At 70.4% G+C, this 13,257-nt stretch carries 10 protein-coding genes; 3 read left to right on the top strand and 7 right to left on the bottom strand.

The window, feature by feature from the left end:
- Nucleotides 1-53: 53 nt before the first annotated feature.
- From ffh to nsdA, 5 genes are all read right to left on the bottom strand, one after another.
- The gene (gene ffh / locus EJ357_RS32990) at nt 54-1,607 is read right to left on the bottom strand and encodes a signal recognition particle protein (RefSeq protein ID WP_126395359.1); all 1,554 of its coding nucleotides are present in this window, start codon (nt 1,605-1,607) and stop codon (nt 54-56) included.
- An 84-nt stretch (nt 1,608-1,691) separates the two neighbouring features.
- Entirely contained in the window at nt 1,692-4,136 is a 2,445-nt protein-coding gene (locus EJ357_RS32985; RefSeq protein ID WP_126395358.1) for a [protein-PII] uridylyltransferase, read from the bottom strand.
- 24 nt (nt 4,137-4,160) lie between these two features.
- Complete coding sequence (locus tag EJ357_RS32980) at nt 4,161-4,499, bottom strand: P-II family nitrogen regulator (RefSeq protein WP_003997576.1); 339 nt, start codon at nt 4,497-4,499, stop codon at nt 4,161-4,163.
- Nucleotides 4,496-5,848, bottom strand: coding sequence for an ammonium transporter (locus EJ357_RS32975; protein ID WP_126395357.1), 1,353 nt, complete (start codon nt 5,846-5,848; stop codon nt 4,496-4,498). Before EJ357_RS32975 ends, EJ357_RS32980 begins: the two co-directional genes overlap by 4 nt.
- A 336-nt stretch (nt 5,849-6,184) precedes the next feature.
- Nucleotides 6,185-7,678, bottom strand: a complete 1,494-nt coding sequence (nsdA, locus tag EJ357_RS32970; protein WP_126395356.1) for a transcriptional repressor NsdA — start codon at nt 7,676-7,678, stop codon at nt 6,185-6,187.
- Between the two features lie 457 nt (nt 7,679-8,135).
- Between nsdA and EJ357_RS32965 the strand changes: the two genes are divergently transcribed.
- Nucleotides 8,136-8,792 carry a bifunctional DNA primase/polymerase gene (locus EJ357_RS32965; protein WP_126395355.1) on the top strand — a complete coding sequence of 219 codons (657 nt, stop codon included), beginning with the start codon at nt 8,136-8,138 and terminating at the stop codon, nt 8,790-8,792.
- An 88-nt stretch (nt 8,793-8,880) separates the two neighbouring features.
- On the opposite strand, the gene ftsY is transcribed toward EJ357_RS32965, so the two are convergent.
- The gene (ftsY, locus tag EJ357_RS32960; RefSeq protein WP_126395354.1) at nt 8,881-10,092 is read right to left on the bottom strand and encodes a signal recognition particle-docking protein FtsY; all 1,212 of its coding nucleotides are present in this window, start codon (nt 10,090-10,092) and stop codon (nt 8,881-8,883) included.
- Between the two features lie 105 nt (nt 10,093-10,197).
- On the opposite strand from ftsY, the gene EJ357_RS32955 reads away from it, so the two are divergent.
- Together EJ357_RS32955 and EJ357_RS32950 are read left to right on the top strand one after the other, a co-directional pair.
- A complete protein-coding gene (locus tag EJ357_RS32955; protein WP_126395353.1) occupies nt 10,198-11,169 on the top strand; it encodes an LLM class flavin-dependent oxidoreductase in 972 nt (323 codons plus the stop codon).
- A 52-nt stretch (nt 11,170-11,221) separates the two neighbouring features.
- Nucleotides 11,222-11,599: a hypothetical protein gene (locus EJ357_RS32950; RefSeq protein WP_126395352.1), complete on the top strand. Its 378-nt coding sequence runs from the start codon at nt 11,222-11,224 to the stop codon at nt 11,597-11,599.
- Between the two features lie 118 nt (nt 11,600-11,717).
- Here the strand turns inward: EJ357_RS32950 and EJ357_RS32945 are convergent, their stop codons facing one another.
- Nucleotides 11,718-13,133, bottom strand: a complete 1,416-nt coding sequence (locus tag EJ357_RS32945) for a sugar porter family MFS transporter (protein ID WP_126395351.1) — start codon at nt 13,131-13,133, stop codon at nt 11,718-11,720.
- Between the last annotated feature and the right edge of the window lie 124 nt (nt 13,134-13,257).

The following is a 13,257-nucleotide window of genomic DNA, read 5'->3' as shown; positions in this document are numbered from 1 at the left end:
GAAGGAGCGCCCTCAGTGACGTACGCGAGGAGGCGGTCGTACGAAACGAACCGTCAGCCCATGAACTTCTTGAACTCGTCCGGCAGCTCGAAGTCCTGCCCGGCCTGCTGGCCCGGCAGCCCGAGGGCGCCTCCGGCCTGAGCGGCGGCGGCACGGCGGGCGGCCTCCTCCTGCTCCTGCTGCTTGCGCTTCATCGGGTTGCCGGAGCGCTGCTTGCCCTTGGCCTTCTTCGGCTGCTTCTTCGTGCGGCCGGGGCCGCCGCCCATGCCCGGGATCCCCGGCATCCCGGGCATCCCGCCGCCCTGGGCCATGCGGGACATCATCTTGCGGGCCTCGAAGAACCGCTCGACGAGGTTCTTGACCGCGCTGACCTCGACACCGGAACCCTTGGCGATACGGGCGCGGCGCGAGCCGTTGATGATCGTCGGCTCCTGGCGCTCGGCCGGGGTCATCGACTTGATGATCGCGGCCGTGCGGTCGACGTCCCGCTCGTCCAGGTTGTTGATCTGGTCCTTGATCTGGCCCATGCCCGGGAGCATGCCGAGCAGCTTGGAGATGGAGCCCATCTTCCTGACCTGCTCCATCTGGGCCAGGAAGTCGTCGAGGGTGAAGTCCTGGCCCTTCTTGGAGGCCAGCTTCTCGGCCATCTTCTGGGCTTCGGCCTGGTCGAAGGTCTTCTCCGCCTGCTCGATCAGGGTGAGCAGGTCACCCATGTCGAGGATGCGGGAGGCCATCCGGTCCGGGTGGAAGGCGTCGAAGTCGTCGAGCTTCTCGCCGTTCGACGCGAACATGATCGGCTTGCCGGTGACCTGGCGGATCGACAGGGCCGCACCACCGCGGGCGTCACCGTCGAGCTTGGAGAGCACCACGCCGTCGAAGCCGACGCCGTCGCGGAAGGCCTCCGCGGTGTTGACGGCGTCCTGACCGATCATCGCGTCGACGACGAACAGGATCTCGTCCGGCGAGACCGCGTCCCGGATGTCCGCGGCCTGCTGCATCATCTCCTGGTCGATGCCCAGGCGGCCGGCGGTGTCCACGATCACGATGTCGTGGACCTTCGCCTTGGCGTGCTCGATGGAGTCCTTGGCGACCTTGACCGGGTCACCGACGCCGTTGCCCGGCTCGGGCGCGTAGACCGCGACACCGGCGCGCTCGGCGACGACGCTCAGCTGGTTCACGGCGTTGGGACGCTGCAGGTCGGCGGCGACCAGCAGCGGCGAGTGACCCTGCTCCTTCAGCCAGTGGCCGAGCTTGCCCGCGAGGGTGGTCTTACCGGCACCCTGCAGACCCGCCAGCATGATCACGGTCGGCGACGTCTTGGCGAACCGCAGGCGCCGGGTCTCGCCGCCGAGAATCGTGACGAGCTCGTCGTTGACGATCTTCAGAACCTGCTGGGCCGGGTTCAGGGCCCGGGACACCTCGGCGCCGAGGGCGCGCTCCTTGACGTTCTTGATGAACGTCCGGACGACGGGCAGGGCCACGTCCGCTTCGAGGAGTGCGATGCGGATCTCGCGCGCGGTGGCGTCGATGTCCGCCTCGGAGAGCCGTCCCTTGCCGCGCAGGTTCTTGAAAGTCGCTGAGAGGCGATCGGAGAGAGTATCGAACACGGCGCTCGCGGTCCTCGGGGTCGGTGGCAGCTGGGAATCGCCCTCCAGGGTATCCCGGCATCGAAGGTTGCCGGGATCCCTGGTTCAGCCCCGCAACGTCTCCTCCAGCTTGCGGGCCACGGAAGCCGCCTCCTCACCGGGCAGCGGCGCGCCCCCGGGCCCTGTGACATAGAACGCGTCGACGGCGTTGGCGCCCAGCGTGCTGACATGCGCACTGCGCACCCGCACGCTCGCGTCCTCCAGCGCCCGGCCGATCCGGAACAGCAGCCCCGGCGCATCCTGGGCCCGCACCTCGATCACCGTGGCCAGCCGGGAGGCGGCCGGGTGGACCGACACCCTGGGCGGGGGCGGCACGACGCCCCGGCGGCGCGGATAGGCCGCGTCCCGCTCGGCGAGACGGCCGGCGATGTCCAGGGAGCCGTCCAGGGCCCGTACGAGGTCGGCGCGCAGCCGGGTGGCCTGCGGCAGCGAGCCGTACTCGGCGGCGACCCGCCAGTTCAGCAGCAGGACGGAGCCGTCGACACCGTCGGGCAGGTCCAGGGCGCGCAGCTCGGCGGTGCGGACGGTCAGGCGGTGCATCGCCAGGACGCCGGCCACCGCGGGCAGCACGCTCGGCTGGTCCGGTACGGCGATGAGGAGCTCCACGCCGAGCGGCTCCGGGTCGCCCGAGAGCTGCTCCTCGGTCGCGGGCTCGGTCTGGGCGCGCAGGGCAAGTACGGGGCTGCCGGTCGCGATCGCCTCGATGGCGAGCCGTTCCTGCTCGGCGGTGGGGGCGGCGGCCTCGGGCTCGTCGAGGTCGTCCCCGGCGAGCACGGCCGCGACCCGTTTGACCAGGTCGGCGACGAGCGAGCCCCGCCAGGACGACCAGGCGGCCGGGCCGGTGGCCAGGGCGTCGGCCTCGGTCAGGGCGTGCAGCAGCTCCAGGGTGCCCTGCGAGCCGACCGCCTCCGCGACCGCGCGCACGGTGGCCGGGTCCTCCAGGTCACGCCGGGTGGCCGTCTCGACGAGCAGCAGGTGATGGCGTACGAGGGTGGAGAGCACCGTCACTTCGTCGCGGTCGAAGCCGATGCGCGCGGCCACGTCCTTGACGATGATCTCGCCGGCCACGGAGTGGTCGCCGGGCCAGCCCTTGCCGATGTCGTGCAGCAATGCGGCGACCAGGAGGAGGTCGGGGCGGTGGACCCGGCGGGTGAACTCGGAGGCGCGGACGGCCGTCTCGATCAGGTGCCGGTCGACGGTCCACACGTGCACGGCGTTGCGCTGCGGGCGACAGCGCACCCGCTCCCAGTCGGGCAGGAACCGGGTGATCAGCCCCTCGGCCTCCAGTGCCTCCCACACGTCGACCGTCGGCCGACCGGAGCCCAGCAGGGTCACGAGCTGCTCACGGGCCTCGGCGGGCCAGGGGGTGGGCAAGGCGCGCACGGTGGCCGCCATGCGCCGTACGGCGTGCAGGGAGAGCGGGAGCCCTGCCTGCGCGGCGGCGGCCGCGGCGCGCAGCGGGAGCACGGGGTCGCGTTCGGGGCGGGCGGCGCGGGCGAGCACCACCTCGCCGTCCTGCTCCACCACGCCCTCCGCCAGCGGGGAGCGCTCCGCGGTCGGCTTGCCGCCCAGCATGGCGCGCAACCGCGGCCGCACGGCGCGCGATCGCAGCACACGCCCCACTTCACGCCAGGTGACATCGCTCGCATACGAGATGACGCGCGCCGCCTCGTACACCTGCCGCAGCAGGGTGTCGGCGTCGAGCAGCCCGAGCTCGGCGGCGACCTGATCCTGCTCCTGCAGCGACAGCCGGTCGGTCGCGCGCCCGGTGGTCAGGTGCAGGGCGTCGCGGACGTCGAGCAGCCGGCGCCGGGCGTCGTCGAGGCCCTCGCGCGGGGCGTCGGCCAGCCAGGACGCGGCGACGGCGCGCAGGATGGTGGCGTCGCGCAGGCCGCCGCGCGCCTCCTTCAGGTCGGGCTCCAGGAGGTACTGCAGCTCGCCCTGCCGCTCGGCACGCTCGGCGGACAGCTCCTGGAGCTCGGGCAGCCGCTTGGGCGCCTGGTTGCGCCAGTCGGCCAGCACCGCCGTACGCAGCCCGGCCGTGAGCCCCAGGTCGCCCGCGATGTGGCGGGCGTCCAGCAGACCCAGCTGGACCTTGAGGTCCTCGCCGGCCGTCTTGCGGGCCTCGGCGGGCGTACGCACGGAGTGGTCGAGGGCCAGGCCGAGATCCCAGACCGGGTACCAGATGCGGTCGGCCAGGGCGGCCACCGCCTTGCTGTCGGCGCCGTCGTGCAGCAGGAGCAGGTCCAGGTCGCTGCGCGGGGACAGCTCGCCGCGGCCGTAGCCGCCGACGGCGACCAGGGAGACGCCGCGCAGCCCCTCGGCACCGGCGGCGAACAGGCCGGTCAGCCAGTCGTCGGTCAGTTCCGCGAGGGCGGAACGGCGCGGCGGCCCGGACCGCGCCCCCTCGGTGAGGAGGCGCAGCCGGGCCGCCGCGTAGCCGCTAGGTCCCGAGTCCTCTGCTTCGTTACGCACATCCGTACTCGACACCCAGCAGCTCCTGTTCTTCTTCTGTCAGAGCGCGTCGGGGCCGCGCTCGCCGGTCCGGACCCGTACGGCCGTCTCGACCGGCAGGGACCAGACCTTGCCGTCACCGATCTTGCCGGTTCGGGCGGCCTTGACGATGACGTCGATCAGCTGCTCGGCGTCGTCGTCCTCGGCCAGGACCTCGATGCGGATCTTCGGGACCAGGTCGACGGTGTACTCGGCACCGCGGTAGACCTCGGTGTGGCCCCGCTGACGACCGTAGCCGCTCGCCTCGGTGACCGTCAGTCCGTGGACACCGAAGGCCTGGAGGGCTTCCTTGATCTCGTCGAGCCGGTGGGGCTTGACGACTGCGGTGATGAGCTTCATGCGTCCACCTTCTTGCTCGCAGCTTCGGCGGCCGGGGCCGCGGCGGCGGTCCGGGCGGCGCCGCCACCGGCGCCACTGAAGTCGTATGCGGTCTCGGCGTGCTCGGCCTGGTCGATGCCGGCCACCTCGTCGTCCTCGGAGACCCGCATACCGATGGTCTTGTCGAGGATGAAGGCGAGGATCGCGGAGACGATCAGGGAGTAGAAGAGGACCACGAAGACACCGGCGCACTGCTTCCAGAACTGGGTCAGGCCGCCGCCGTAGAAGAGACCCTCGACCTCGGACTGACCCTTGCCGCTGGCGAAGAAGCCGATCAGCAGGGAGCCGACGACACCGCCGACCAGGTGGACGCCGACGACGTCGAGCGAGTCGTCGTAGCCGAACTTGTACTTCAGGCCCACGGCCATGGCGCACAGCAGACCGGCGATGGCACCGACGGCGATCGCGCCGACCGGGGAGACCGCACCACCGGACGGGGTGATGGCGACCAGACCGGCGACGGCACCGGAGGCGGCGCCCAGCGTGGTGAACGCGCCGTGGCGGATCTTCTCGTAGATGAGCCAGGACAGCATGGCGGCAGCGGTGGCGACCTGCGTGTTGACGAACATCAGCGAACCGACGCCGTCGTCGTTGCCGAGCCAGGAGCCGGCGTTGAACCCGAACCAGCCGAACCACAGGAGGCCCGCGCCGAGCATGACCAGCGGGAGGCTGTGCGGACGCATCGGGTCCTTCTTGAAGCCGACGCGCTTGCCGATCACGAGGATCACACCGAGCGCCGCGGCACCGGCGTTGATGTGGACCGCCGTACCACCGGCGAAGTCGATCACACCCAGGTCGAAGGCCCAGCCGCCGTCGGCCCAGACCCAGTGGGCGACCGGGAAGTAGACGACCGTGGCCCACAGCGCGATGAACAGCGCCCAGGCCGAGAACTTCACGCGGTCCGCGAGAGCACCGCTGATCAGGGCGGGCGTGATGATCGCGAACATCAGCTGGAAGACGAAGAAGACCAGCAGCGGGATGTTGTACGTCGTCTCACCCAGGACCCAGAGGTCGCCCTTGTCGACGCCGCTGAGGCCGACCCAGTCGGAGGTCCAGCCGATGATGCCGCCGGAGTCCTTGCCGAAGGCGAGCGAGAAGCCGAACAACACCCACAGGATGGTGACGATTCCCAGACTGATGAAGCTCATCATCAGCATGTTCAGGGTGCTCTTGACGCGGACCATGCCTCCGTAGAAGAAGGCCAGGCCCGGGGTCATGAGCATCACCAGGGCGGAACAGATGAGCATGAAACCTGTGTTGGCGGGCGACAGCTCTACCTTGTCTGCCGCCATCATGATGGCTGGAGCCATCGGCGTCTCCTCGTCATTGGTACGGCCCCGTGCGGGCGAAGCCTGAGCGGATTGAGGGGTGGGCCGGTTATGCGCCACGAGATTGACGCAGCGCCGTTTCGATGGAAGCCCCTCGTTGTTTCGCCGCCGTGACGAAGGCACCCTGCGTGTTACGCGTTGATGAACTCCGAGATGTTCGGCTGCACGATCGTTATCGTGGCGCAACCTTCACTGAGGGAAAAGAAACCGGCCGCGGTCGGCCATCCGATGACCTGGCACGGGGGAGCCGAGTCGGGCAGTTCGGGAGGGCCGGCCGCGGCCGGGGTTCTGGGGTTTCCGGGATTTCGCCCGGCTCGGTCAGACCGCCTCCGCGGTCTCCGGCAGCTCCACGGCGAGCTTGTCGGTGAGGTCCACGACCTCGGCGAGATCCCCGAAGTCGCGGGCGGCCGTGTCCACCGTCTTTCGAATACGAGTGTTGACGCGCTCGGAGCGCACCTTCTTCGCGATCTGCATGGCCTGCTCGGCATAGACCGCGCTCCGCTCGGGCTCCCGCCGCAGCAGATGGACCGTGGCCATGCCGATCAGGTTCAGCGCGTACGACCGCTGGTGCTCGCCGTCCTTCGCGAACAGGTCCACGGCCTGCTGCATCACCGGTTCGGCCAGCGAGGCGTACGCCGGGCTGCGGCCTGCGACATAGGCGAGGTCGCGGTAGGAGTGGGAGTTCTCGCCGTACAGCTCGGCCTCGGAGAAGAAGCGGATCCAGTCGGGATCCGGCTCGTCCCAGTCCCCCGCCTCGGCGAAGGTGTCCTCGGCCATCCGGACGGCCCGCTTGCACTTGCCGGGCTGGCCCATGTTGGCGTAGGCGCGGGCCTCCATCGCATACAGCATCGACTGGGTGCGCGGGCTCGCGCAGTCCCGGCTTCCGTACTGGGCGAGGTGGATCAGTTCCAGCGCGTCGTCGGGCCGGCCGAGGTGGATCATCTGGCGGCTCATGCTGGAGAGGACGTACGAGCCCAGCGGCCGGTCGCCCGCCTCCTTGGCGGCGTGCAGCGCGAGGACGAAGTACTTCTGCGCGGTGGGCTGCAGCCCGACGTCGTACGACATCCAGCCGGCCAGCTCCGCCAGCTCGGCGGCGACCTTGAACAGCTTGCGGGTGGTGGCCTCGGGCTGGGGCTCCTGGAGCAGGTCGGTCACCTCGTGCAGCTGGCCCACGACCGCCTTGCGGCGCAGGCCGCCGCCGCACTGGGCGTCCCACTGCCGGAACATCACGGTGGTGGACTCCAGCAGGTCCAGCTCGGGCCTGGACAGCCGGCCACGCGCGCGTGAGGACGGGATCGGCGCGGGCTCCTGGTACGGGGCGGGCGGCGCGGGGACCAGCCAGCGCTGCATCGGCTCGATGAGGGACGGGCCGGCGGACAGGGCCAGCGAGGTCCCGAGGAAGCCGCGCCGCGCCAGCATCAGGTCACTGCGCGAGAACTCGCTGAGCAGGGCCACCGTCTGCGGGCCCGTCCAGGGCAGGTCGACACCGGACACGGAGGGTGACTGACGGGCGGCGCGCAGGCCGAGGTCCTCGACGGAGACGACGCAGCCGAACCGCTCGGAGAACAGCTCGGACAGGATCCGCGGGATCGGCTCCCGCGGGTTCTCGCCGTCCAGCCAGCGGCGTACCCGCGAGGTGTCCGTGGAGATGTGGTTGGCACCCAACTGGCGGGCGCGGCGGTTCACTTGGCGGGCGAGTTCGCCCTTCGACCAGCCGCTGCGCACGAACCAGGACGCGAGCAGTTCGTTGGGGCGCTTGTCAGCGTGCGATGCGCCACCAGCACTCGTACCGCTTCCGCTGTTGCCGCTCACTGGAACGCCCCCATCCCTTGGACCACTTGTCACCGAGTGCGCCAAGCCCTATCAGAATGCCGGTAAATACGGTCGCCCGTCCGGCAGTTCTCACCCTTCGAACGGAAAGCCGACTTGCCCCCGGCATACCCACGAGTGCATGTACCCCGAGGCTCCGTGCACTCACGGTAATCCTACGATCACGCCCTCAGCCATGGCGATCCCTGAATCGCCACCATTCGCCACCCCTTCGGATGAACTAACGGTGGCCTCCACGCGATTCACTTGACATAGGACGGCCGGGAGTGGGCGGAGCGAAGCACTCAGAGGCGCGCGTCACCGAGTCCGCGACCCGGTGAGCTTCCGAGCGCCACGTGGATCGAGCGGCGTCACGGGGTACCGGCCGCCCAGGAACACACAGGGTCACGTCACGCATCCGCGCCGTAACCACCGGCGCGCTGGACCCGTTGGAGGGGGCATGGGCTTCACGATCGGCGGCATCCGGGAGATCCGATCCGGCTCGCGTCGACGCGGCCGCTCCTCGGAGTGCACGGCCGTCGCCGAGTTCACCGGGTTGTGGGGCTGGGACGTGGTACCCGGCGCGCGAGCCGCGGCAGGCGCCTGTTCGTGCGGCCGCCCCGACTGTGACGCGCCCGGCGCACACCCCCTCGACTTCGCCCCCGAGGTTCCGGCCGGGGCCACGCTCGACGACGTGAGCAAGGCCTGGGCGGAGGTTCCGGGCGCCGCGGTGATGCTGCCGACCGGGCGCGCGTTCGACGTGATCGAGGTGGCCGAGCCCGCCGGGCGCCGTGCGCTGACCCGGCTCGAGCGCATGGGCCTCCCCCTCGGCCCGGTCACCGCCACTCCCGAGGGGCGCGCCCACTTCTTCGTCGCCCCCGGCGCCGCGGCCGAGCTCGCCGACCTCCTCTACCGCATGGGCTGGGACGACCCCACCCACCTCGACCTGCGCGGCCTCGGCCCCGGTGCGCACATCACGGCCCCGCCGTCCGACCGCGGCGGGCTGGGTCCGGTGCGATGGCTACGGCCGCCCGCGCTGGACACGGCGACCAAGCCGCCGGCGGCGCGGTTGCTGCTGGGCACCTTGGCCTACGTGGCCCACAGGTCGCGCGCATAGACGTACACAGCGAAGCGCCCGTCCCCCAACTGCACCTTGGGAGGCGGGCGCTTCTTCGAGCAGATACGAATGTCGTAGGTGCCGGTCTTCACTCCCCGATAAGGGCGTCAACGAACGCCTCCGGCTCGAACGGCGCCAGATCGTCGGCCCCCTCGCCCAGCCCGATCAGCTTCACCGGTACACCCAGCTCGCGCTGCACCGCGACGACGATGCCGCCCTTGGCCGTGCCGTCGAGCTTGGTGAGCACGATGCCGGTGATGTCGACGACCTCGGCGAAGACACGGGCCTGGACCAGGCCGTTCTGCCCCGTCGTGGCGTCCAGCACGAGCAGCACCTCGTCCAGTGGAGCGTGCTTCTCGACGACCCGCTTGACCTTGCCGAGCTCGTCCATGAGCCCGGTCTTGGTGTGCAGGCGCCCGGCGGTGTCGATGAGCACCACGTCGGAGCCCATCTCCTTGCCCTCCTTCACCGCGTCGAAGGCGACGGAGGCGGGGTCGCCGCCCTCCGGACCGCGCACGGTGTAGGCGCCGACGCGCTCGCCCCAGGTCTGCAGCTGGTCGGCGGCGGCGGCACGGAAGGTGTCGGCGGCACCCAGGACCACACTGCGGCCGTCGGCCACGAGGACGCGGGCGAGCTTGCCGGTGGTGGTGGTCTTGCCGGTGCCGTTCACGCCGACGACCATCACGATGCCGGGCTTGCTGGCCTCCGGCTCGGTCTTGACCGTGCGGTCGAAGTCGGTGCCGACCAGCTTGAGCAGCTCCTCGCGCAGCAGGCCGCGCAGCTCCTCGGGCGTGCGGGTGCCGAGGACCTTGACGCGTTCACGCAGGCCGTCGACCAGTTCCTGGGTGGGCAGCACGCCGACGTCGGCGGTGAGCAGCGTGTCCTCGATCTCCTCCCAGGTGTCCTCGTCGAGGTGCTCGCGCGACAGGAGCGTGAGCAGCCCCTTGCCGAGGGCGTTCTGCGAGCGGGAGAGCCGGGCACGCAGACGGATCAGGCGCCCGGCGGTCGGCTCCGGGATCTCGATCTCGGTCGGCGGGAGCTCTTCGACGACCGGCGGTTCCTCGACGGCGGTCGGTGCCCCGCCGCCGGGAAGGTCCACCTCCTCTATGGTCCGGCGCGGTTCGTCGCGCGGTGTCTCGGCCTCGTCGCCGACGTGCGGCTCGGCCGGAGGGGCGGTGATGTCGGGGGCGGCGGGCGGCGGCGGGGGCAGCTGCTTCTTGCGGCGGGTGCCGACGATGAGCCCGCCGAGCGCGCCGAGCACGACCACGGCGATGACTACAGCAAGGATGACGATGTCCATAACGCGTCCAGTATCGGCCATGGAGTCCCGCGACACCCCTATGGATGTCTGACACACCGTCAGCTAACGTCCGCCTTCACACCCGCCCGGTGAAGGGGGACCCCCATGCCCGTCACGGTCGTACGCTTCAACCTCGTCGAGCCCGACGCGACCCCCGCCTCCCTCGCGGCCCGCTACCAGGCGGCCGTACGGATGGCCGCGTACGCCGACGAGCACGGCATCACCACCGTGCAGACCGAGGAGCACCACGGCGCCGAGAACAACTGGGTGCCGTCACCGTTCGCCTTCGCGGCCGCGGTCTTCGGCGCGACGCGCCGCATCGCGGTCACCGTCTCGGCGATCATCGGCCCGCTGCACGACCCCCTGCGGCTCGCCGAGGAGATCGCCGTACTGGATCTGCTGAGCGGCGGCAGGCTGGTGACGGTCGCCGGGATCGGGTACCGGCCCGAGGAGTACGCCCTGTTCGACGTGGACTGGAAGCAGCGGGGGCGGATCCAGGACGAGCTGCTGGAGACCCTGCTGAAGGCGTGGACCGGCGAGGAGTTCGAGTACCGCGGCCGTACGGTACGGATCACTCCGCGCCCCTTCACCGACCCGCACCCCCTGCTCCTGGTCGGCGGTTCCTCGAAGGCCGCCGCCCGCCGGGCCGCCCGGCTGGGCCTGCCGTTCTTCCCCAGCGCGCATCTGCCGGAGCTGGAGGCGTACTACAAGGAGCGGCTGGTCGAGTACGGCACCGAGGGCTGGACCATGATGCCGGCCGCCGAGACACCGCTGCTGCACGTGGCCGAGGACCCCGACCGGACGTGGGCCGAGCACGGCGGGCACTTCCTGCACGAGGCGCGGACGTACGCCTCGTGGCAGTCCGGGGACGTGCGGTCCGCCGTGAAGTCGGGGGCCACGACGGTTCAGGAGCTGCGTGCCGAGGGCGTGTACCGGATCGTGACGCCTCAGGAGTGTGTGGCGCTGGGCCACGCGAACTACGTACTGCATCCCTTGGCGGGCGGGATGCCGGTGGAGGAGGGGTGGCGGAGCCTGCGGTTGTTCGCGGAGGAGGTGCTTCCGGCGCTGGGCCCGTGACCCTCGCGGATATTCGATGGCCCGGCCGGGCGGTGGCTGATCCACTGGGCGCATGAGTCTGCTGGTGGAAGTGTTCGTCCGGGAGCCGGACGGGAAGAGGCAGATACTCGACGTGCCGGACGACGCCTATCACTCCGGCGGCTTCGAGTCTTGGCGTAGGACCGTGTGGGGGTCGGAGTTCGTACGCTCGCTGGGTGCCCGCTTCCTCCCCGTGCTGGCCGAGCGGGATCTGGAGGTGGAGGCCGAGCAGGTGCCGGAGTTCCTGAGCGAGGTCGGACTGCTGCGCGCCCACCTGGACGCGATCGCTCATGGCACCGAAAACCCGCGGACGGTCGAGGAGCACCGGGACGGGATCGAGCTGCGTCTGCGGATCATCGAGGAGAGCGCCCGCAAGGCCGTCGAGATCGGCGGCGGCGTCCTCATCTGGTGAGGGAGCCCGCACGAAACCGCCGCCCCGGCTCGGGCAGTGGCCGAGCCGGGGCGGCGGCGGAGTTACGGGGAGAGGGGCAGCGGGGACTTGGCCCTTCTCCCCGAGTTCGGGGGGCCGGTCAGCCCATCTCCTCCAGCTTCTTGCCCTTGGTCTCGGGCACGAACTTGAGGATGAACGGGATGGAGAGGAAGGCGAACACCGCGTACATGACGTAGGTGAGCGACAGGTTCCAGTCCGACAGGTCCGGGAAGGTGATCGTGATCACCCAGTTGGCGATCCACTGGGCCGAGGCGGCCACGCCCAGGGCGGCGGCGCGGATCTTGTTCGGGAAGACCTCGCCGAGCATGACCCAGACGACCACACCCCAGGACAGGGCGAAGAAGAGGACGAAGGCGTTGGCAGCGATGAGAGCCACGTAGCCCTGCGCGGTCGGCAGCGGGTCGTTGCCGTTCTGGAAGGAGAAGGCCCAGGCGGCCGCCGCGAGCGAGAGGCCCATGCCGACGGAGCCGATGAGGGCGAGCGGCTTGCGGCCGATGCGGTCGACGAAGATCATCGCGATCACGGTGCCGATGATGTTGATGATCGAGGTCTCGAACGAGTAGAAGAACGAGCTCGACGGGTCGACGCCGACGGACTGCCACAGCAGGTTCGAGTAGTAGAAGATGACGTTGATGCCGACCAGCTGCTGGAACACGGAGAGGCCGATACCGATCCACACGATCGGCAGCAGGCCGAACCGGCCGCCCAGCAGGTCCTTGAACGTCGACTTGTGGTCGCTGCGCATGGCCTGGTCGATCTCGGTGACCCGGGCGTCCAGGTCGACGCCGCCCTCGACGTCGGCGAGCACCTTCTTCGCGTCGTCGATACGGCCGACGCTGATCAGGTAGCGCGGGGACTCGGGGATCGCGAAGGACAGCAGACCGTAGATCACCGCGGGTACGAGCATCACGCCGAGCATCCACTGCCAGGCCTCCAGGCCCGCGACCGTCCCGCGCTCCTCGCCGTCGGCCATGTTGAGGATGGCCCAGTTCACGAGCTGGGAGACGGCGATGCCGATGACGATGGCGGCCTGCTGGAAGGAGGCGAGCCGGCCTCGGTAGGCGGGCGGGGCGACCTCGGCGATGTAGGCCGGGCCGATGACCGAGGCCATACCGATGGCGATACCGCCGAGGACACGCCAGGCGGCGAGGTCCCACGCGGCGAACGGCAGTCCGGAACCGACGGCGCTCACGGCGAACAGCACCGCCGCGATCTGCATGACGCGGATACGGCCGATGCGGTCGGCTATGCGGCCGGCGATGGCGGCACCGAGGGCACTGCCGAGCAGGGCGCTGGCGGCGACGGTACCGGTGACCCCGGAGCTGAGGTCGAACCTGGCCTGGATGCCGCCGTTGGCTCCGTTGATGACGGAGCTGTCGTAGCCGAACAGGAAGCCGCCCATCGCGGCCGCCGCGGTGATGAAGACGACGTGCCCGAGATGTTCGGGGTGCGCCGCCTTGGCTCCTGACGTGGGTGCCTGCGCTGTGCTGGTCACGTGTACTCCTCGGGCCACCGGCAACGCTGCCGGGTGGGGGTCAGCCGCTCCAAGTAGTGATACCTGAAGGTAAAAACAACGTTGCTGAGACTATGCCTTCAAGTTTCGAAGTCAATAGCCCGGG

Source organism: Streptomyces cyaneochromogenes, assembly GCF_003963535.1.
GTDB classification, from domain to species: Bacteria; Actinomycetota; Actinomycetes; order Streptomycetales; family Streptomycetaceae; genus Streptomyces; species Streptomyces shaanxiensis.
The sequence above is the reverse complement of the archived record's forward strand: the minus strand, read 5'-3'. Positions and strand labels throughout refer to the sequence as shown.